Origin of the sequence: Singulisphaera chitinilytica (assembly GCF_049331405.1) — a bacterium.
In the GTDB taxonomy this organism is placed as follows: domain Bacteria; phylum Planctomycetota; class Planctomycetia; order Isosphaerales; family Isosphaeraceae; genus PoT.
Window position 1 is genome coordinate 2,587,235 of the sequence record NZ_CP186274.1, and the last position, 20,791, is coordinate 2,608,025.

Annotated in this window: 10 protein-coding genes, 1 tRNA gene and 3 rRNA genes; 1 reads left to right on the forward strand and 13 read right to left on the reverse strand. The window is 61.7% G+C overall.

Going from position 1 to position 20,791, the window contains the following annotated elements; translation table 11 throughout:
- Positions 1-121: 121 nt before the first annotated feature.
- The 9 genes from ACOYYX_RS10340 to ACOYYX_RS10380 all read right to left on the reverse strand — a co-directional run bounded on the left by ACOYYX_RS10340 (position 122) and on the right by ACOYYX_RS10380 (position 13,254).
- A complete protein-coding gene (locus ACOYYX_RS10340; RefSeq protein ID WP_422929847.1) occupies positions 122-1,138 on the reverse strand; it encodes a PhoH family protein in 1,017 nt (338 codons plus the stop codon).
- A gap of 307 nt (positions 1,139-1,445) precedes the next feature.
- Entirely contained in the window at positions 1,446-2,360 is a 915-nt protein-coding gene (locus tag ACOYYX_RS10345) for a phosphatidate cytidylyltransferase (RefSeq protein WP_422929848.1), read from the reverse strand.
- Positions 2,361-2,529: 169 nt separating this feature from the next.
- Positions 2,530-3,327: an isoprenyl transferase gene (locus ACOYYX_RS10350; protein WP_422929849.1), complete on the reverse strand. Its 798-nt coding sequence runs from the start codon at positions 3,325-3,327 to the stop codon at positions 2,530-2,532.
- Positions 3,328-3,392: 65 nt separating this feature from the next.
- The gene (locus ACOYYX_RS10355) at positions 3,393-4,697 is read right to left on the reverse strand and encodes an adenylosuccinate synthase (RefSeq protein WP_422929850.1); all 1,305 of its coding nucleotides are present in this window, start codon (positions 4,695-4,697) and stop codon (positions 3,393-3,395) included.
- Positions 4,698-4,959: 262 nt separating this feature from the next.
- Complete coding sequence (gene carA / locus ACOYYX_RS10360; protein ID WP_422929851.1) at positions 4,960-6,111, reverse strand: glutamine-hydrolyzing carbamoyl-phosphate synthase small subunit; 1,152 nt, start codon at positions 6,109-6,111, stop codon at positions 4,960-4,962.
- 327 nt (positions 6,112-6,438) lie between these two features.
- Positions 6,439-6,547 (reverse strand): 5S ribosomal RNA (gene rrf, locus ACOYYX_RS10365).
- Between the two features lie 215 nt (positions 6,548-6,762).
- A 23S ribosomal RNA gene (locus ACOYYX_RS10370) occupies positions 6,763-9,561 on the reverse strand.
- Between the two features lie 570 nt (positions 9,562-10,131).
- A 16S ribosomal RNA gene (locus tag ACOYYX_RS10375) occupies positions 10,132-11,639 on the reverse strand.
- The 16S, 23S and 5S rRNA genes sit together here, the layout of an rRNA operon.
- Before the next feature lie 916 nt (positions 11,640-12,555).
- The gene (locus ACOYYX_RS10380) at positions 12,556-13,254 is read right to left on the reverse strand and encodes a pirin family protein (RefSeq protein WP_422929852.1); all 699 of its coding nucleotides are present in this window, start codon (positions 13,252-13,254) and stop codon (positions 12,556-12,558) included.
- Between the two features lie 720 nt (positions 13,255-13,974).
- On the opposite strand from ACOYYX_RS10380, the gene ACOYYX_RS10385 reads away from it, so the two are divergent.
- Positions 13,975-15,003: a DUF1559 domain-containing protein gene (locus ACOYYX_RS10385; protein WP_422929853.1), complete on the forward strand. Its 1,029-nt coding sequence runs from the start codon at positions 13,975-13,977 to the stop codon at positions 15,001-15,003.
- Between the two features lie 91 nt (positions 15,004-15,094).
- On the opposite strand, the gene ACOYYX_RS10390 is transcribed toward ACOYYX_RS10385, so the two are convergent.
- From ACOYYX_RS10390 to ACOYYX_RS10405, 4 genes are all read right to left on the reverse strand, one after another.
- Positions 15,095-15,883 carry a hypothetical protein gene (locus ACOYYX_RS10390; protein ID WP_422929854.1) on the reverse strand — a complete coding sequence of 263 codons (789 nt, stop codon included), beginning with the start codon at positions 15,881-15,883 and terminating at the stop codon, positions 15,095-15,097.
- Between the two features lie 718 nt (positions 15,884-16,601).
- The gene (locus tag ACOYYX_RS10395; RefSeq protein WP_422929855.1) at positions 16,602-17,285 is read right to left on the reverse strand and encodes a hypothetical protein; all 684 of its coding nucleotides are present in this window, start codon (positions 17,283-17,285) and stop codon (positions 16,602-16,604) included.
- A gap of 572 nt (positions 17,286-17,857) precedes the next feature.
- Positions 17,858-17,928 (reverse strand) — tRNA-Cys (locus tag ACOYYX_RS10400).
- Positions 17,929-19,724: 1,796 nt separating this feature from the next.
- Positions 19,725-20,576, reverse strand: a complete 852-nt coding sequence (locus tag ACOYYX_RS10405) for a hypothetical protein (RefSeq protein WP_422929856.1) — start codon at positions 20,574-20,576, stop codon at positions 19,725-19,727.
- Between the last annotated feature and the right edge of the window lie 215 nt (positions 20,577-20,791).

The window sequence follows — 20,791 nt, forward strand, 5'->3', positions numbered from 1 at the left end:
CAAAGCTCATGGATGCATCTCAGGCATGCGTGGTCAACAGGGTCGATCCCCGTCCCACGCCGGGATGCACCGGGCCGACTCCGGCTCGGCTCCGGCGAGGTGATTCCCCCCTCGCCCCGCCTCATCCCGAGGCGGAAGGTCCGGCCTTGGGAGACGGATCGGGCGCGACGACGCTCGTCATGCCAAGGTCCGGATCCTTGACCGGCTCACTGTTTTCGTAAGCGTTGACGATGGCCTGGACCAGCGGGTGCCTCACGATATCCTTCTGATCGAGCCAGACGATCCCGACGCCCGGGACGTCGCGGAGTCGCTCGACCGCGTCGGCCAGGCCACTCTGCGTGGCCGGCGGCAGGTCGACCTGCGTCACGTCGCCCGTCACCACGATCCGGGCATTCTGCCCCATGCGCGTCAGGAACATCTTCATCTGCGGCACGGTGGCGTTCTGCCCCTCGTCGAGGATGATCACGGCGTCGTTCAAGGTCCGCCCACGCATGTAGGCGAGCGGAGCGATCTCGATCAGGTCGTTGCCCATGTAGCGACGGATCTGGTTGTAATCCATCAAATCATGCAAGGCATCGAGAAGCGGGCGTAGATAAGGATTGATTTTGGCTTCGAGGTCGCCGGGAAGGAAGCCCAGATGCTCCCCGGCCTCGACGGCTGGGCGGACGAGGACGATCTTCTTGATCTTGCCCCGGCGGATCTCCGAGACGGCCATGGCGACGGCAAGATAGGTCTTGCCCGTGCCGGCAGGGCCCACGCAGAAGACCAGTTCATGCTCGCGCAAGGCCCTGAGGTAACGGGCCTGGCCGTCGGTGCGGGGCCTGACCAGGCGGCTCCCTTCGCGGATTTCGACGTTCTCTAACCGGTCGGGGTCGTTCGAGCGTTGCATCGACTCGATGAGGTCGGCGACCTCTTCGGAGGAGATGACGCGTTTCTTGCGGTGACGAGCCCGGAGTTCCTCGAAGACCAGGCGAGCCTGTTCGACTCGGTCTTGTTCCCCTTCGACGCGGACCTCGCCATGGCGGGCGAGCACCTTGACGCCCAGCGAGTCGCGAATCTGCCGGAGGAATTGGTCGCGACTGCCGAAGACAGCCAGTTCTTCGTCCTGACCCTCGAGACTGATCGTAGCTTCCGACATGCCTCGCCTTTCGCCGACCTGAACCCTGACGGCCCGGTGATTCACATCCGTGAGACTGAGCAGAGCACCGAGTCGTCGGCCGGCAAGTTACTATTATGGAGCAGCGTGGCCGAAAAAGGCAATGTCCTCTCGCCTGACGAATCCACACACTGATCCGCAAATCCCACACCAATCCTTCATGGGGTTAGGGCCGACGGGTGCATCGGGCCTCGTCCCACACCGAAGAATTGAAGACACGTTCGCCGGGCGCAAGGTTCTCATCACGTCGAGGACGCCGGCTGAGGTCACATCACGACCGAGGCGAGACTCAGGGGCCGAAGGCCAGCCAGTAGGTGAAGGCGACTGGGGCGGCGAAAAGTAAGGAGTCGAGCACGTCGAGGACCCCGCCGAACCCGGGGACGGCGGAGGACGCATCCTTCTGGGCGCAATCCCGCTTGATCATCGACTCCATGAGGTCGCCGAGTTGGGCGGCCGTGCTCACGAGGAAGCCGAAGCCCGCCGCGGCCTGCCAGCTCAAGGTGGGGACCTGCAAAAGGTAGCGCGCAACCGCGGCGACGATCAGCGAGGCCCCGATCCCGGCGAAGAGTCCGCCGATCGCCCCCTCGATCGTCTTATTCGGGCTGATCTCGGGCCAGAGCTTGTGCCGACCCGCGATGCGGCCCACCGTGTAGGCGCCTGTGTCCGTCCCCTTGGCCGTGGCGATCATATAGGCGAGCGGGATGATCCCGTGATACTGGCCGTCGAACCAGCGCATCTGGATGATGAAGCTGCCGAGAATCCCCACATACGACACCGACAGGATGCTCCCCGCGATCGACGTCATCGTGCTGCCCGGCTTGCGGAACTGGACGCTCTGGATCAGAAATGCACCCATGATCACTCCTGCGTACGTAAGCAGCGGCCAGCCGATCGCGTTGATGGGCGTGAGCGGGTCGAACGTCAGCGGGGCGGGGAGTCGCGCGGGGTGGGTGAGTTGATGGGCGAGGTGAGGGGCCCAGTTCGCGATGATCAGGGCCATGATCCCGCCGAAGACCGTGTTCCCCGACGACCGCATCTCCGAGTTCGCCAGGAGCGCCACGAGCTCGAGCGAGGCGAGCCCGAGCGCGACGATCGCCAGCAGGAACCAGGCGGGATACCAGGGGAAGAACCACTCGTCGACGCAAAGGATGAAGAGGATCGCCCCGACCATGGTGAGGCCGATCGTCAGACGAGTGCTAAGCATGGTGGAGTGGCTCTTGGACGGAGGGGGACGCGTAATTGATGGTCGAGGCGGTTCGGCTCTGCGTCGAGGTCGTGTACATCTCCGGCGACCCGTCCATCAGACAGACAGCCTGCCTGACCGGCCGCCACTCGTTCGACATCCGAAGTCGTCCGCCAGTCGTCTTCGAGACTCAGTCGGACTGGGCCGTCAGCGAGGTCGCGGCGGCGGGCAGCCCTCCGAACTTGCGCTCTCGAGCCGCGAACGCCTGGCACCCCGCGAGCAGGTCGTCCCCCCGGAAGTCGGGCCAGAGGACGTCCGTCACCCAGATCTCGGAGTAGGAGACCTGCCAGAGGAGGAAGTTACTCAGTCTCATTTCGCTGGCGGTGCGGATCAAGAGGTCGGGATCCGACTGCCCGGCGGTCGACAGGTAAGAGGCGAAGAGGCTCTCGTCGACCGAGTCCGGCTGGACGACACCCGAGCGCACGTCCTCGGCAAGCTTGCGGGCGGCGTCGGCGATCTCCGTCCGGCCGCCATAATTGACGGCGAGGCAAAGGCACATCCCGGTGTTCCGGGACGTCTCGGCGGCCGTGCGATCGAACTCCTCGAGCACGTCCGGCGGCAGCCCCTCGCGCCGGCCGATCATGGTGAGGCGGACGTTCTGCTCCATGAGCTCCTGGCGTTCCACCACGAGGAAGTGGCGGAAGAGGCGGAGCAGGAACTTGAGCTCGCGCGGGGGCCGCTTCCAGTTCTCGACCGAGAGGCAGTAGAGCGTCAGTTGCTCGAGGCCGAGCCGGCAGCCTTCCTCGACCACCGCGCGGACGCTCTGGATCCCGCGACGATGGCCCACGATCCGGGGGAACCCTCGGTTCTGGGCCCAGCGGCCGTTCCCGTCCATGATGATGGCGACGTGCCTGGGCAGTTGCTCGGCCTTCAAACCGAGCGCAGCGATCCTCGCGCGACCTTCTTCGGTGATGGAGGCGTTCGTCATGGGCTCTCTGTCTATCCGTCGAAGAGGATTGGGCGGGGAATCGCCACACTTCGGGAAGGATCAGGTCACTTGCCGTCGCCTTCCTTCAGCACGATCGTCTGGCTCCGTTCCGGGCCGACGGAGACGATCGAGACCGGCACGCCGATCTGCTTGCCGAGGAACTTGACGTAGTTGCGGGCCGCTTCGGGCAAGTCCGACCACGAGCGGACGCCCGTCAGGTCGTCGTCCCAGCCGGGCATCGTCTCGAAGACCGGGCGGCAGCGCTCGAGGTTGGCGAGCTGGCCCGGCATGTCGTTGACGGCCTTGCCGTTCTCGTCCTCGTAGGCGACGGCCACGCGGACTTCTTTCAGGCCGCTGAGGACATCGAGCAGCATCACGGCGATCTCGGTCGAGCCGCTGACCCTGGCCGAGTAACGCGCCGCGACGGAGTCGAACCAGCCGCAACGGCGAGGACGCCCGGTCACGGTGCCGTACTCGCGGCCGATCCGCCGGATCCGCTCGCCGATTTCGTCATGCAGCTCGGTCGGGAAGGGCCCCCCGCCGACGCGAGTCGTGTAGGCCTTGACGATCCCGATCCAGCGGTCGATGTGGCGTGTCGGGATGCCCGAGCCGGCCGCGATCCCCGCCGCGCTGCTGTTCGAGCTGGTCACGTATGGATAGCTGCCGTGGTCGATGTCGAGGAGCGACCCCTGGGCCCCCTCGAAAAGCAGCCTTCGGTTGCTCTGGACCGCGTTGTGCAGCCAGCTCGTCGCGTCGCAGACATAAGGACGGAGCCGCTCGGCGTAGTCGAGATACTCATCCGCGACTGCATTCGCGTCCAACGGCTCGAAGTCGGGGAGCATCGCGGTGAGCAGGCGATTCTTGAACTCGACGATCCGCTCGAGGTGCTCGCGGAACTGGCGGGGATGGTAGAGGTCGCCGACCCTGACACCGTGGACCCGTCCCACCTTGTCGCGGTAGCAAGGCCCGATGCCGCGACGGGTCGTGCCGAGATGGTCCGCCGCCGAGGCCGACTCTTCCGTCAGACGTTCCTCGGCCAGGTGCCAGGGCATGATGACGTGGGCGCGGTCGCTGACGTGGAGCCGGTCGCCGAAGTCGACCCCTTGCTTCGACAGCGTCTCGACCTCGCGGAGCAGGGCGGGCGGATGAATGACCACGCCGTTGCCGATTACGCACGCGATGCCCGGCCGGAGGATCCCCGTAGGGATCAGCGAGAGCTTGTAGGTGATGGCGTCGACGACGACCGTATGGCCGGCGTTCGCGCCCCCCTGGTATCGAACCACGGTGTCATGCTGGTCACAGAGCAAGTCGACGATTTTGCCCTTGGCCTCGTCTCCCCATTGCAGTCCTACCACGCAAGTCGAAGCCACGGCGAGTCATCTCCAGGTCCGGGAACACGGCCGCGCTGACGACCGCTTTGGATTGCAAACTCAAAGTAACGAGCGATCAGGGCACCGTCAATCAGCGTGAAAGCTGAGACCCTGGGAAAAATGTAGCGACAATCAACCTAATAAACTTTGGTTGATCACTTCGAATCGAACCAACTTCACGGCGAGCAGAGTCGAGCAATGGAGCAAAAATAAGCCCGCTCCATCGCCAACGGCACGACCGACTTACGCCTCCGGACGGCTCTCAACCCATCAGGTTGCGGAACTCCTCGAAGAGGTAGTGGCTGTCATGCGGGCCCGCCGAAGCTTCCGGGTGATACTGCACGCTGAAAACAGGCAGCTTCGAGTGGCGGAGTCCTTCGAGCGTGTGGTCGTTCAGGTTCACGTGGCTCGCCACGACGTCACCGGGCAGGGTCGACGGATCGACGGCGAACCCGTGATTCTGCGTGGTGATCTCGACCCGACCACTCTGCTCGTTGCGGACCGGATGATTTGCGCCACGATGCCCGAACTTCAGCTTGAAAGTCTTGGCCCCGAAGGCCTGGCCAAGCAACTGGTGCCCCAGGCAGATGCCGAAGATGGGGGTCCCGTCCTTCTCTGCCGCCGACTTGATGAGGTGTCGGAGCGTCTCGGTTGCCTCGGCGAGTGCGCCGGGGTCGCCGGGGCCATTGGAGATGAAGATCCCGTCGGGATTGTGCTCGAGGATCGCTGCTGCAGGCGCGGAGCCCGGCATGACGGTGACCCGGCAGCCTTGGTCGACCAGGTGGCGCGGGATGTTCCACTTCATGCCGAAGTCGAGGGCCACGACGTGCGGAATCTTCTTGCCCTCGGCGGCCGTACGCCCCTTCGCGCTCTCGGGCGCGATGGCGTAGGTGACCTCGAGGCCCGGCTCCCAGGACTTCGATTCTTGCGGCATCACCTCGCGGGCGAGGTCGCGGCCGACAAGCCCAGGGCTCGCCTTGGCCTTGGCGACGAGGCTGGCGTCGTCGAGGTCCTTCGTCGACAGGATCCCCTTAAGGGCCCCGCGCTCACGCGTCAAGAGGACGAGCGCCCGGGTATCGATCCCCTCGATGCCGATGATCCCGTGTTCCTTGAGGTAGGACTGGAGCGAGGCCTGCGACCGATAGTTGCTCACCACTCGGCTCAGCTCTCGGATGACGAAGCCACGGACCCAGGGGTGGCTGCTCTCGGCATCCTCTGAGTTAACCCCGTAATTGCCGATCTGAGGGTAAGTCATGGCGACGATCTGACCGTGGTACGAAGGGTCTGTCAGGATCTCCTGATACCCGGTCATGCTCGTGTTGAAGACGACCTCGCCATCGATTTCACCCTTGGCCCCGAAGGCCCTGCCCGTAAAGACAGTGCCGTCTTCCAACGCAAGCTTCGCAAGTTCCATGGATGCGTCCAATTCTCCCCGGTGCAGAAGTCGAAATCGAAAGTGAGCCAGGATCGTCCTTTTTCAGGCGCAAAGCGCGCACGCCGAAACCCCTCGAATCTGCCTCTACTAGTATAGAGGAATACGAAGACGCGAAACTAGATTAGATCGAGGCCGAAGACCAAGTGAACGTGAAGAAATTCCCTACAAAGAGCCTCATAGGTGGATGCAAAAACTCCTACGAGATTCCGGGGAAGAGCGATAGAGGAAGCTCAGCGACCTTAATGCAAAGAAACAAAAAAAGCCGCCCCGGGTCACCTTTGGGGGTGACCGGGGCGGCTTGTGGGATTCCGGCGATGACCGACTTTCGCGCCAGGGGCACTATCATGGGCCTGACGGGCTTAACGGCCGTGTTCGGGATGGGAACGGGTGGGACCCCGTCAGTATGGTCGCCGGAAATTCATCCGCCCGGCGATGAAGCCGGACGGACGCGTTTCGGTGGATCGGGTCACGCGTCGAATGACTCGCAGCGGGCGGGCACACCCGAGGACCTCGACCACAGCGGATCCTTATAGATCCGTATGTCACATGGTCCGGGTGATGTGTGAAACACACTCCGGATCTCATCCTTCGCCTCCGACGCTCAACGTCGGGGGAGGCGGACGGATCGGGGTGGTCAAGCGGTCGGCTGTTAGGACCGGTCGGCTGCGGCGATCGCTCGCCGTGCACTCCCGGCCTATCGACCTGGTCGTCTTCCAGGAGCCTTCGCACTTTCGTGCCGGAAACCTCGTCTTGGAGGGGCTTCGCGCTTAGATGCCTTCAGCGCTTATCCGGTCCCGACCTGGCTACCCGGCGATGCCCCGAGCGGGACAGCCGGCACACCAGAGGTCGGTCCTCCCCAATCCTCTCGTACTAGGGGAGACGCTCCGCAAGTTTCCTACGCCCACGGCAGATAGGGACCGACCTGTCTCACGACGGTCTGAACCCAGCTCGCGTACCGCTTTCATTGGCGAACAGCCAAACCCTTGGGACCTTCTCCAGCCCCAGGATGCGATGAGCCGACATCGAGGTGCCAAACCTCCCCGCCGCTAGGGACGCTCGGGGGAGATCAGCCTGTTATCCCCGGAGTACCTTTTATCTGTTGAGCGACGGCCTTTCCATCCAGCACCGCCGGATCACTAACGCCGACTTTCGTCCCTGCTCGACTGATGGGTCTCGCAGTCAGGCACCCTTCTACGTTTGCGCTCGCGTTGCCCGATTGCCGACCGGGCCGAGGGTACCATTGCACTCCTCCGTTACTCTTTGGGAGGAGACCGCCCCAGTCAAACTGCCCGATGAGCATGGTCCCGGCCCGGGCTACGGACCGGTGAGGATCAGGGTCATTTCAGGGTGGTATTTCACCGATGGCTCACCGACGGCTGGCGCCGCCGTGTCGCAGCCTCCCACCTATGCTACACAGAAAGGACACTGACCCAATGCCAACCTGCAGTAAAGGTTCACGGGGTCTTTCCGTCTGACCGCGGGTACGTGGCATCTTCACCACGGCTACAGTTTCACCGGGTCCCTCGTGGAGACAGTGCTCCAGTCGTTACGCCATTCATGCAGGTCGGAACTTACCCGACAAGGAACTTCGCTACCTTAGGACCGTCATAGTTACGGCCGCCGTTTATCGGGGCTTCGGTCGGCAGCTTCGCTCTCGCTGACCGCCTTCCTCAACCTACCGACACCGAGCAGGCGTCAGACTCTATACGTCCTCTTGCGAGTTGGCAGAGTCCTGTGTTTTTGATAAACAGTCGCTAGAGCCGATTCTCTGCGGCTCACCTTGCGGTGAGCACCCCTTATACCGAAGGTACGGGGTCATTTTGCCGAGTTCCTTCACGAGGGTTCTCCCGAACGCCTTCGGATGCTCGCCTAGCACACCTGTGTCGGATTGCGGTACGGGCCGGTCATGTCGTCCCCGCGGGGCTTTTCGTGGCCGGGAATTCAAAGAGCTTCCAGATCGAATGCTGTCGGCCTTGCGGCACGGGGGTATCTAGCGCCCCGACTCTCCTCGTCCCGGCGTCCTCCGCGGCTCAACCTTCATGACGGGTGGCGGAATATTAACCGCCTGTCCATCGGCTACGCCCTTGGGCCTCGCCTTAGGTCCCGACTGACCCTGGGCGGATTGACCTTCCCCAGGAAACCTTGTGCTTTCGGCGGATGGGCTTCCCACCCATCTTATCGTTACTCGTTCCGGCATTCGCACTTGCCCGCGCTCCACCGGTCGTTTCCATCCGGCTTCGCGGCGGCGGGCAACGCTCTCCTACCATCGTTTCCGATCCGCGACTGCGGCGCGACGCTTAGTCCCCGTCATTTTCGGCGCGGGATGGCTCGACCGGTAAGCTGTTACGCACTTTTGAAATGGTGGCTGCTTCTAAGCCAACATCCCGGCTGTCACCGCGATCCCACTTCCTTTGCCACTGAGCGTCGACTTGGGGGCCTTGGTCGGCGGTCTGGGTTGTTTCCCTCTCGAACGTGAAGCTTATCCCCCACGTTCTGACTCCCGGGGTCCGCCCTGCGGTATTCGGAGTTGGGTTTCGGCGGGTAGGCGGGAAGCCCCCCGACCGAATTCCGTCGCTCTACCCCCGCAGGGTATGTCCCGAGGCTGGCCCTAAAGCCATTTCGGAGAGAACGAGCTATCTCCAGGTTTGATAAGACTTTGACTCCTCCCCACGGGTCCTCCCCCAGTTTTTCAACACTGGTGGGTTCGGTCCTCCACGGCCGGTTAGGGCCGCTTCAACCTGCCCATGGGTAGTTCACCTGGTTTCGCGTCTACTGCACTCGACTATGGCGCCCGATGAAGACTCGCTTTCGCTGCGGCTCCTCCCCTGAAGGGATTAACCTGGGGCCGAATACAGTAACTCGCCGGATCATTATGCAAAAGGCACGCGGTCAGGCTGGCCGAGGCCAATGCCCTCCCACCGCTCGTAGGCACGGGGTTTCAGGTTCAGTCTCCTCCCCTCATCGGGGTTCTTCCCACCGTTCGGTCGCCCTACTGGGTTCGCTATCGGTCGTCATCGAGTGCTTAGCCTTGCGGGATGGTCCCCGCCGATTCAGGCCGGGTTTCACGTGCCCGACCCTACTCGGGTACCGGATAGGGGAACTCGCATCGTCGCCTACGGGACTCTCACCCGCTACGGTGTCCAGTTCCAAGGAACTTCGGCTGACGCTCATTCATCCCACGACTCCGGCCCCACGACCCCGGGTGGTGTCCCACCCGGTTTAGGCTGGTCCCCGTTCGCTCGCCGCTACTGAGGGAGTCTCGGTTGATTTCCTTTCCTCCGGGTACTGAGATGTTTCAGTTCCCCGGGTCTCCTCGGGCATTCCGGGATCGACGCTCGTTCGGCAGCTCCCCCGGACATTTCGCAGCCTTCCACGCCCGAATCTCTGATGACGCCTAGGCATCCCCCCCGTGCCCTTAGGAGCTTGACCACGCCGATCCGGCCGCCGCACGGGTGCGACAGTCGATCCGGCATGGGTCACGTTCCCGCTTGGTGAGTCGGCGTCTCGCGACGCGGCTTCACCACCGTGTAACGATACTTGCGAGACCTGTCCGCCTCTCGGCGTGTCAGTCTCGCGATCCGTAAGGGTTCCACTGTTGTGGAGATACTTGGTATGCCACTACCATTGCTACGGTATTCTTGCGTGACCAAATCACCGAATTGTCAAGGAGCGATCGGCGCCCGGCAACCCGGGGCCTACCTGGCCGCTGGCCAGGGGGCGAAGCTGTCTGATGACAGCACCGCCCCGCACCCAGCGGGACTTCTGAATAAGCGATAGAGCAGAGGTGGGATGATCGCTCATCCCACCGTCACCCCATCAGATTTTCATCTGAGACGGTCGATCGTTCGTGGTGTTGCGTTACGGACCCGCGTGGGAAGCCGGCGTCAAGCGTCGAGAACTAGGGACGGTGCCGATGCGGCCTTTCCGACCGGACGACGCGAGATAACTCGCACCGCTTTGGCCCGGTCTCGGGCCGAGATTTTCCAAGGAAATCCTTAGAAAGGAGGTGATCCAACCGCAGGTTCCCCTACGGTTACCTTGTTACGACTTAGTCCCCATCACGGGTTTCATCTTCGGCGCTCGCCTTGCGGCTCCGGCGACTTCGGATGCCCCCCGCTTTGGTGGCTTGACGGGCGGTGTGTACAAGGCTCAGGAACACATTCACCGCGGCATGCTGATCCGCGATTACTAGCGATTCCAGCTTCATGCGGGCGGGTTGCAGCCCGCAATCCGAACTGAGGGGCGGTTTTTGCGATTAGCTTGTCCTTGCGAACTTGCGACGCTCTGTCCGCCCCATTGTAGTACGTGTGCAGCCCCAAGCATAAGGGCCATGAGGACTTGACGTCATCCCCGCCTTCCTCCGGCTTAACGCCGGCGGTCTGTCTAGAGTTCCCGCCATGACGCGCTGGCAACTAGACACAGGGGTTTCGCTCGTTAGGGGACTTAACCCAACACCTCACGGCACGAGCTGACGACAGCCATGCAGCACCTGTGCACGTTGTACCTTGCGGCCTCACCGGCGTTTCCGCCGGCTAATCCGTGCATGTCAAGCCTGGGATAAGGTTTTGCGCGTAGCCTCGAATTAAGCCACATACTCCACCGCTTGTGTGAGCCCCCGTCAATTCCTTTGAGTTTCAGCCTTGCGACCATACTCCCCAGGCGGGGCACTTCACGGTTTCCCTACGGCAGGGAGCCCATCGGCGAGCCCCCTACCCAGTGCCCATCGTTTACGGCCAGGACTACCGGGGTATCTAATCCCGTTCGCTCCCCTGGCTTTCGCGTCTCAGCGTCAGTAAACGTCCAGGACCTCGCTTTCGCCACGGGCGTTCCTTCCGATCTCAACGCATTTCACCGCTCCACCGGAAGTTCCAGGTCCCCCTACGTTCCTCCAGAAGAGTCGTATCCGCGCCCGTTCCACGGTTGAGCCGTGGGATTTCAGCGACGGACGTGCCCTCCCGCCTACACGCGCTTTAAGCCCAGTGATTCCGAATAACGTTCGCACGGTTCGTCTTACCGCGGCTGCTGGCACGAACTTAGCCCGTGCTTCCTCCAGGGTTCAGTCAACCTTTCGGCTTCTTCCCCCTCGACAGGAGTTTACAACCCGAAGGCCTTCGTCCTCCACGCGGCGTCGCTCGGTCAGGCTTGCGCCCATTGCCGAAGATTCTCGACTGCAGCCTCCCGTAGGAGTCTGGGCAGTGTCTCAGTCCCAGTGTGCCGGGCCACGCTCGCACGCCCGGTAGGCATCGCAGGCTTGGTGGGCCGTTACCCCGCCAACTACCTAATACCACGACGGCCCGTCCCGGAACGCCGGAGCTTTGGCGAGGCCTCGATGCCGAGTCCTCGCGTCGCTGGGGATTACCCGCAGTTTCCCGCGGCTATACCCATTTCCGGGGTTGGTTACCGTCGCCTTACTCACCCTGCGCCACTGGCCTTGCGGCCCGTACGACTTGCATGCCTAATCCACGCCGCCAACGTTCATTCTGAGCCAGGATCAAACCCTTCAAAATTGGTCCGATTCACCATCCGAAGATGGCGTCTCGATCCTCTCCCTTCGGGTCGAGGAAATAACTGACTGGTCGCAGACGATCCTCATTGGGATTTGCATCCCGGAATCGTATGCCGGTTGGTGCTGCCGTCCCTGCCGTACTCCTCCCCAACCGGGAGGGGACGACCCCGACGGCTTCACGCCGGCTTCCCTCGAGGGTCCACAACGATCCACCACGATCGACCGAATTGTCAAAGAGAGCCCCGACGATGTCAGCGGCCGGAGCGACCTGCCTCTTGGGGCGAGTCATTCCGGCCGAACACCAACGCAGGGATACGCGACCCACAGTTCAGTATCGATTGTCCGTTACCGTCCTGTCGGCCGGTCGTCGTCACCCGTGTTGTCACAGGCGACAGGGGTAATAGTACCGGGAAATCGTCCGGGGTCAACAGGCTACTAGGGAATTGGATGAGTTTTTTGCGAAGCCTCGATGTGGGGCGCTAATTCTTAACAGTGTGGATGCTCCACAAAGCCCTGTCATTTTCACTCGACTTGGTCGCCCAACTCTTCATCATTTTCGACTATAAGTCACCCCAGAGATTGATCTGCACATCGATCGGCTCTTCGATCCATGCTGCCACGGTTATTCGCGATCCCATTCATACCGCTGACCACTGGGAGGAGCGGCGAGGGGCGATTGGCCGGTGGAGCGGGCCTTGATGCTTCCCCGCTTGTTGTAAATCTGCTCCCTATTGGAATGCTTGCGATTCAATAGTGTTGTTATTGTTCCCTGCGACCTGAAAATGACCGAGCGTTCACCCGTCTCCGCGTCACGTCCTTCTTACTGACGCCACGAATACGGGTGAACGCTCGAGTTAACCGCCGATCATCCGACGCTGCCCGGATCAGTCTCGCCGCGAAATCCTGAGGACCTCAGCTCAGGCGAGGTCGAACAGCAGGACAGCCGAAGATTCCAGGCCCTCGACCTCGACGAGTTCCGTATCGCTGATCGCGAGGCCGTCACCCGCCTTCAACTCGACTCCGACCGCCTTCACCGATCCGGAGACAACCTGCAACCAAGCATGTCTCTCCTGACCCAACTCGTAACTGACCACTTCCGACGGATCCAGGAATGTCTGCGAGAGACTCGCGTCTTGGTGGATCGTCAGCGAGCCGTCACGAGCATCCCTTGAGGCGAGAGTCTGCCAACGGCCGCGAGCCTGCGTGCGGTCGAACTCCTTCTGCTCGTAGCTCGGAGTGATTCCCGCGCGGTCCGGGAAGATCCAGATCTGGAGCAGGTGGATCGGGTCCGTCTCCGAGGCGTTCGCCTCGCTGTGCAGGATGCCGGACCCGGCCGTCATCCTTTGCAGTTCGCCGGGACGGATCGTCGAGCCGTTCCCGAGGCTGTCCTGATGCTTCAGTTCCCCTTCGATCACGTAGGTGAGGATCTCCATGTCGCGATGGCCGTGCCTGGGGAATCCACCACCACCGGCGATGCGGTCCTCGTTGATAACTCGCAGCGATCGGAAACCCATGTGCCGCGGGTCGTGATACTCACTGAACGAGAACGTGTAGTGGGTATCCAGCCACTCATAGCGGGCATGACCACGTTCGGCCGACCTTCGGATGGCAAGCATCGGACATTCCTTTCAACTCGATCGCCTGAGGGGGCTTTCCCAATCGAGAAGGCACCTCGGACCCGTCACGCCGAGAGCAAGAGAAAGGGCTGATCGCCGTGTGATCGTCCTTACACCCTCGACTGAGATCATTGTAAGTCACAACGATTATTGTTGCAACAGGCAATCTACGAGATCTCGAAGGCGAATGTTCGTCGGCTTTCGGGTCCGACCGACGATCCCAACCTGGGGCCGGACGAATCATTCCCCAGACTCGACCTCGACATCGCCCGAGTGTGCTCGCCCGTGGGGTGGAAAACCAACGGGTCGGCGAACCAGTCGGAAATCCAAAATGAACCTGACTGCCCAGGTCATCTCATGAAAAATGAAGTCGATCAGAATGAAAATTCACATCTTTGATGCTGAGCAGCATGTTGCGATCATTTTTTCACCGAATGTGGCCATTCTTTCGACACTCGCCTGGTTGTTCATCCCTCACGGAAGTCTGCTCAAGGATCCGATGGTGGTTCGACATAAGTCATCGCATGATCAATCGGAATGAATCTTGCATTGAGGGGTGCGTCGCGCACTGCGGCCGACGATCCTGACTCCCGCTGCCGGGTCGTCGCGCGGAGGCTCGAACCTCTCCCGAACCGCGACGCTCGCGGCGTCCGCTTACGTCAGACTGGAAGCCGAGGCCGAGGCCCGGGTTCAATTCCCCCCCAAGAAACGAGTGTGACGATGTCGAGTCGACGACGTGGATTCACCCTGATCGAACTGCTGGTAGTCATCGCGATTATCGCCGTCCTGATTGCGCTCCTGCTGCCCGCCGTGCAGGCGGCTCGTGAAGCGGCCCGACGCATCCAGTGCACCAACAACATGAAGCAGTTGGGGCTCGCGATCCACAGCTACGAGCAGACGATCAACACGCTGCCGCCGCAGTTGCTCCTGACTGGCACGGGGACGACCGTGACCTGGTCGAACGGTTACGGGGCGCACGCCCGGATCATCCCGTTCGCGGAGCAGGGGCCGCTCTTCAACACCATCAACTTCGACGTGGACATGCAGACGCCCCCCAACACGTCGGTCGCCGCGGCGCTCATCGGCTTCCTCGTCTGCCCGAGCGAGGTGAAGCCGAGCACGCGAGCCCTGACCGATGGGACGCGCTACGGGATCGCCTCCTACGGCTTCGTCACGGGCGACTGGTTCGTCTGGGGCGGACTCGGCAGCAATCTGAAGGGGCGTTCGGCGTTCGGCCCGAATCTTTCCCGTCGCCTCTCCGAGTTCACCGACGGCCTCAGCAACACCCTCTTGATGTCAGAGGGCAAGGCCTTCGTGACCTACTACCGCGATTGTCCGACCCTCGCCAACATCCAAGATGCGTCGAACGTTCCCCCGCCCAACGCCGACCCCCACACGGTCGCGCCAGAGTACCTCGGAGGATGCGCCCTTCGCGTCGACGAGGGTCGCACACAGTGGTTCGAATCAGGCTCGCACCACACGGGGATCACGACCGCCTGGCCGCCGAACAAGCGGACCTCGGGAGGCCCCAACAAGCTGTACAGCGATGTCGACCTCACGAGCAGCCGCGAGAAGCTCGGCCGCCCGACCTTCGCGGCCGCCACGGCACGGAGCTACCACCCCGGCGGCGTCAACGCGCTGCTCGGCGACGGCTCCGTGCGGTTCATCAAGGATTCCATCAACGGCCTGAACTGGCGGGCGATCGGCACGGTGGCCGGCGGCGAAGTTCTGAGCTCGGACTCTTTCTGATCCGAGGCGGAAACTGGCTCGAAGAGGTGGGTTGGTCCACTCGATCGCTTCGGCCTGGATTGCGTCCCCATCCAGGCCGGAGTTCAAAGCCTCACTTCCTTGAGTCGCGGATCTGGTTGAGCGTCAGAAGGGCATAGGTGGTGATCATCACGGGGGAGGAGTGGGCCTGCTCGGGCGATTCCTGGGGATTCACCCAGCTGCCGTCTCCCTGCTGCCTGTCGGACAGCCTGAGGGCCAGTTCCTCGCGCCAGTCGTGTAGGACGCCCTGATCATCGCGGAAGTGATCAAGACCGAGCATCCTCATCAGCCTGGCGAATTCATAGTAATAGCGGTAGAGCCCCTGGTTCGTCGTGCTCATGCCGGGATGGACGTCGAGGCTGTAGTGACGCCTCAGCCATCCCAGCGCCCGCTGTATGCGCACGTCCTCGACGGCGACGCCCGAGCCAAGGAGGCTCGTCAGGCCCATGCAAGTGGCCACGCCATTCGGCTTCGTCTTCGTTGCTACCTCGCCCCGACCGGAAGCCTCTTTCAGAGCGGGCTCGACCAGGAATCCGCCCTCTTCCGGGTCATCATGCTTGGTCGACGCGTCGGGAGAGGAGGACTGGGATACTTTCTGGCAACGTGCGACGAACGTGATGGCCTTCTGCGCATAGGGATCGTCGGCGGGCAATCCGGCGGAGAGCAATACCTGGAGTGACTGCGCCGTGTGCAGCAGATCCGGGGCGGATCGTCCATCCTTGCCCGTCCCACCGAAGTAGCGATGCGAGTTGACGCAGCCTCGCGACTCGTTCCATTGCGACTCCCGCAGGATCGTCATGGTCTGCGACAGCCCCGGCTTATGACCTCCGGCCTGCGTGGGTTCGCCGATCGACAGCGCCATGCGGTGGACAGCGTCATCGGCTTCGCCACCATCTGTCGAACCGACGAAGGCCGCGGCCGATGGATCGGACTGAGGGGATCCGCCACACCCTGTGACAATCAAGGCGATGAGAAAGACGAGACTGGCGGACCGAGGCTGCCTTGGCGGAACGTCGCGCGTCATATCCATTGTCTCGTCTCCAGGCTTGAGCATCCCGAGGCCCAGCGAATCGGGCAACATGGCGGAATCGCTGGCTCTGCCTGAATTGACGACGGCGTGTCTTCCTATGCACCGCGAGCCAATGGGGGCAAAGCGGTCGCATCCCTATGCGAACGCCGTTCCCCGACTATTATCAAGGCGGATATCATTGGCAATAAGCAACTTACATCCAGGCGGCCTGGCCCGAAATGGACGTACTCGACGGCCAAAGAATCGTCGACCACGGACAATTTTCCGCCAACATGGGGTTATATCGAATGGCAGCACGGAGAGAGGGTTGTAGGGGGCTTTTTATCGCAACAATGATTTAGCTGTCGCCATGATAGCTTCAACCCGATCCGCACCCAGGCCAAACTAAACGGGATCGAGCACAAAAAAAAAGAGGACGGGAACAGAATCCCATCCTCCCAAAAACGCTCGGACAAGCCGACGAATTCACGGGCTCGTATCGGCGAAATCGCCCGTCGAGCCGTCGTTCTACCTCGATTGGGTAGAGTATGAATGAGAACAAATGCAATCATCAAGATGTGATGGCGTCGGAACACCTGGATCGGCGGTAGTAGACGCCTGCGGCGACGAACGCCATTCCGATGAGGATGGACGAAGGTTCCGGGACCGTATTCCCGTAGAAGCTGATCTCGTCGATGCTGAGGGTCGCCCCGCCCGTGAGCCCTCCGATGGGGGTGATCTTCACCGACGAGACAGGCGTGTTGGTGAAGGCCGAGAAGGACGAGAGATCGGACGCTCGGATGACCGAGTTGTCGGGGAGCGTCACGGGGGCCGGCACGATGTCGGCGGTCGCGATCAAGCTACCGGACTTGTCGAAGCCCTGGGCCTCGAACGCGCCGGAATTCGAGGCGGGAAGGTCCCCGTAGGAACCGTGAATCGGGAAGGTCATCGTCAGCCCGAGGGAAGGCTCGGCGAATTTGATCGTGATCGATTCCGTGGGGTCGATCGTCCCGCCGGTCCCGTCCATGCCGGGCAGTCCGCCGACCACGCTGAGCCCATTCTTTAAATCGAGGTTCAACGTTCCCGAGCCGGTGATGGTCGCCCCGTCGATACTGAGCGAGGAGACCTGCTCATTACCACGCGAGCTCAGGAACGTGTCAAACGCCGCAGCTTGTGCCTGCTCCGCCGTCCCGGCCAGGAGGATGAAGCCCGTAACGGCCAGCCACCTACGCCAATCCTTGGCCTTTTCATCCATGGAGAGTTTCAATCCTGAAGATCAATTTGTATGCAAGAGACGTACGAAATGGAGGTCAAACCTTAACGCGAGAAATCCTCGTCGTAAAGCGCAATCCTCAAACTCGAAATTTTCGGTTGTTCAATCGCAGTAACACGTTCGGATCGAGACGTGCCGATTACTCCGGGACCGAAGGGATGACAGGCGGCGAGGTGTGAACCTGGAGAATTGAGGATCGGATTGCAATCCCTCGGACTTGCGTGTTGAAGCATGAAAACCATGGTCGCAAGTCTTCATTTTGATCAGAGACCTGATCCGCGACGATCAAAATACGATCGATGCGAAAGCCCGAACGTCGGGTTGGTATTTCACAAGGAATCAATGAAGGTCGAGCACATTTCGAGCGGTTTGGAGTAGATATGGCGCAACGTCCGATCGAGCAGGTCAGAGATCTGGAAAAACCTCTACCTTAGCAAGGAGTCAAAGCCCTAAAAGTTGGCTGGAAGCAGTAGGGTATCAGAAGAAATGTCAATGGACGATCGAAGTGCATCAACGCAAAAAGCCCTGACGAATCAGGGCTTTACGTCGTTCAGAGGCGCCGCCCGGATTCGAACCGGGGGTGGAGGTTTTGCAGACCTCTGCCTTACCACTTGGCTACGGCGCCGATTGGAGAGGGGACGATACTACCGGGTAGGGACTTCCCAAGCAAGAGGGATTTCTCATTTCCTTCGGAGGACGGTCGGATATCGCGAAGACGCGATGAAAGACCCGGGAATGACGAAAAATGACTGAAGGCGACTCATGACATCGAGCCGTCACCAACCGGACACAGCAGCGGCGGGAACTTGGGTTCGAGTTTTTCTGAAATTTATGTCTTGCAAACGGGCTCGATCGGCTGATAATACTGTCGTCTGTGGTCGAGATTGACCTTATCTTGGCTCGAAGTGTATTCGACATGGCGTCATTCCTCCATCTCATCTCCTGTATCGCCTTGCTGCTGCCCAGCATGGGTACGTGGGGAATGGACGCGCCTTTGAATTCGCACCCGAGCGAGTTACGTCTCTCTTCATCCCCGACTGGGGGTGAGCTCCTCTACTGTCCTGTCGAATATCCTTCACCTTCCACTCCGTTCGTCAAATCGATCGACGAGACGGCGTTTGAAGGGGAAGATACGGACGGAGAAGAGGATTCGACGCGCTTCGGTAGCTCGGCTCTCCTGTCCTGCAATTTCTCGGCTTTCCCGCTCTTCGTCACCAGTCCCACCTTTGTTCCGACCTCTCTCGGAACAGCCTCTCTGCAGCGGATCAATTCGCCTATTCTCCGCTGCTGAGTTTCCCTCCGACATCGATGCCCGCTTTCCCCTAGCATTCCCTCAGGTTATCCTGAGAATGCCATGAGGGTTGGCCGGGTACTCACCGTCTCACGCACAAGCGTGTCGGGGATGATCTCATCCGCTCTCGATGTATCGGCACTTGCTGGAGTCATCGAACTGTGATCGGTCGATCTCCAACTCGATACTCCTGTGCGCCAAGACGATCGATGACGTCGTTGTCGTCACGAATGGAATATTCGCGACGCGTGTCGGCTTCCGCATGGCGACCTGAGGATCCCAGCCTAGGTGTAGACCCATGTTCCCGGGGGGGAAGGCATTGGCCTACTTTAGGTTGGGATCCCCGGGCCGCCGGGGAAGATCGGCAGAGGGAGTTTCTTCGCGATGATCGCGGGGTCCGAGGATCCCGGCCTACTGTTCGCTTTGTGTTCCCGGGGGGGAAGACACGATTCAAACGTAGGCCGGGATCCCCGGATCTCGCGAAGGGCGAAGTCCTGATTAAGCTCGCTGGAGCCTGGAATATGGGGTGTCAGCGGTCTGAGGAACCCGGCCTGCGGAGGGTCGATGTTCCCGGGGGGGAAGACATCGTCCCTCTGCGGGGTGGGTTCCCCGGATCGCTCCACCCGGATGGGAGGGTCGCCGACTGATGTCCCGGTTCAAGTCGGTCCGAGGACCCCGGCCCAAGGTAAGTTCCACGCCCCCGGGGGGGAAGGCGTGGGGTTTGTCTGGGCCGGGGTCCCCGGGCCGCGGAGGACCGGCATCCGTCGAGGCCTTGGAGCTAGAGGATGGCTCGAGGACCCCAACCTGAGTGAAGGTTGATGTCCCCGGGGGGGAAGGCACCAGTCTTCTCTCGGGTGGGGGTCCCCGGGCCATCCTCGAACAATCCGCTCGGCTCCGACACCGTCGAGGTCGCTGAAGCTTTGCGGCCCGAGGTTCCCGGCCTACATGTAGGTTCATGTCCCCGGGGGGGAAGGCATGAATCAACTGTAGGCCGGGAGCCCCGGGCCGCTCTGTTTCACATCCTGAGACGAACCGATCACAGCCGACATGAAAACAATTTCATATCGTTGCTGAACACGGAAGTCACGCCTCAACACATGGAGCTGTTCCAGCTCCCGATCGTGGCGTCGTTATTCCCAGACTCCCTCATAGAGGGGTCGGTTCGTGCGGTCGGACTTCTCGAGGTGGAGGGCCTTGAGGAGGGCGGCGTGGGCGCGGGCGTCTTCGTGGGGGTCCAACTCCATGTCAAGGTCGTCGGAGGCTTCGCGACCGCCGATGAGGACTAACTCGGCGCCTTCGTAGTCGAGGAATTCGGGGGGCTCGGCCGGGGTCCAGCGTCGGTCGCCGAACCGTTCGAGTAGTTCCTCGGGGAAATCGGCTCGACGGCTGTCCTCCAACCCGGAGCCGGAAGGGGAGTCGGCGGCGGGATTCTTGACCGAGATCACGAACTGACCCTCGCGTTCGACGTGGAAGGCATGCTGGACCTCGCCCATCTCCTTGGGCAGGTCGAGGGCATAGGCGAGAACCGTGCTCCGGCCGTGTCGGGCGAGGGCGTAGATCCCCTCCCCGACGGGCCTAGCCCGGGGGAGCTGACGCTCGCCGAGGGTCTCGGTCTCATATCTGGCGCCGTCGAGAGTGTCGCGCAATTCGTCGGGCGAGTGGAAGACTCGCTCCACGAAGGCCCAATAGCTGCGGCCTTCCTCGGCGGCCTCGGGGAGTTGCTTCCGCCCGACGGTGATCAGCCTGAGGATATCCTTACCCTCGGGACGAAGGACCAGATGAAAGCGCCTGACATCGAGCAGTCCCTCGGGCGAGGTCTCGTCGACGTCCGGACGATAGAAGAAGAGGAGGTCGCCGCGTTCTAGCACGGTGGAGGTTCTTTCCTCCACGCTTCGAGCCTGAAGACTCGGCTTACTCGCCTTCTTCACCTTGGGTTTGGGGGCGGCTTGCTTCTTTCGGCCCTGCGGGGATCGGGTCGCCATGACGGCCTCGCTCCTGGTGAGTGACACATGGATTCGCAAGGATACTGAACTTTTGTATCCAGCAAGTCGCGTGCCCGGATTGCAGGATGCGAGGCATCGAATTCAGGCGGGGCAGAGTTGGGGAGGGACAGATGCGGGAGGCGTTGCGTTAACAGAGAGGGACACGTTCATCTGCCAAGGGATGGCGTGAGCGGGGTTGGAGAGGAAAAGACGGC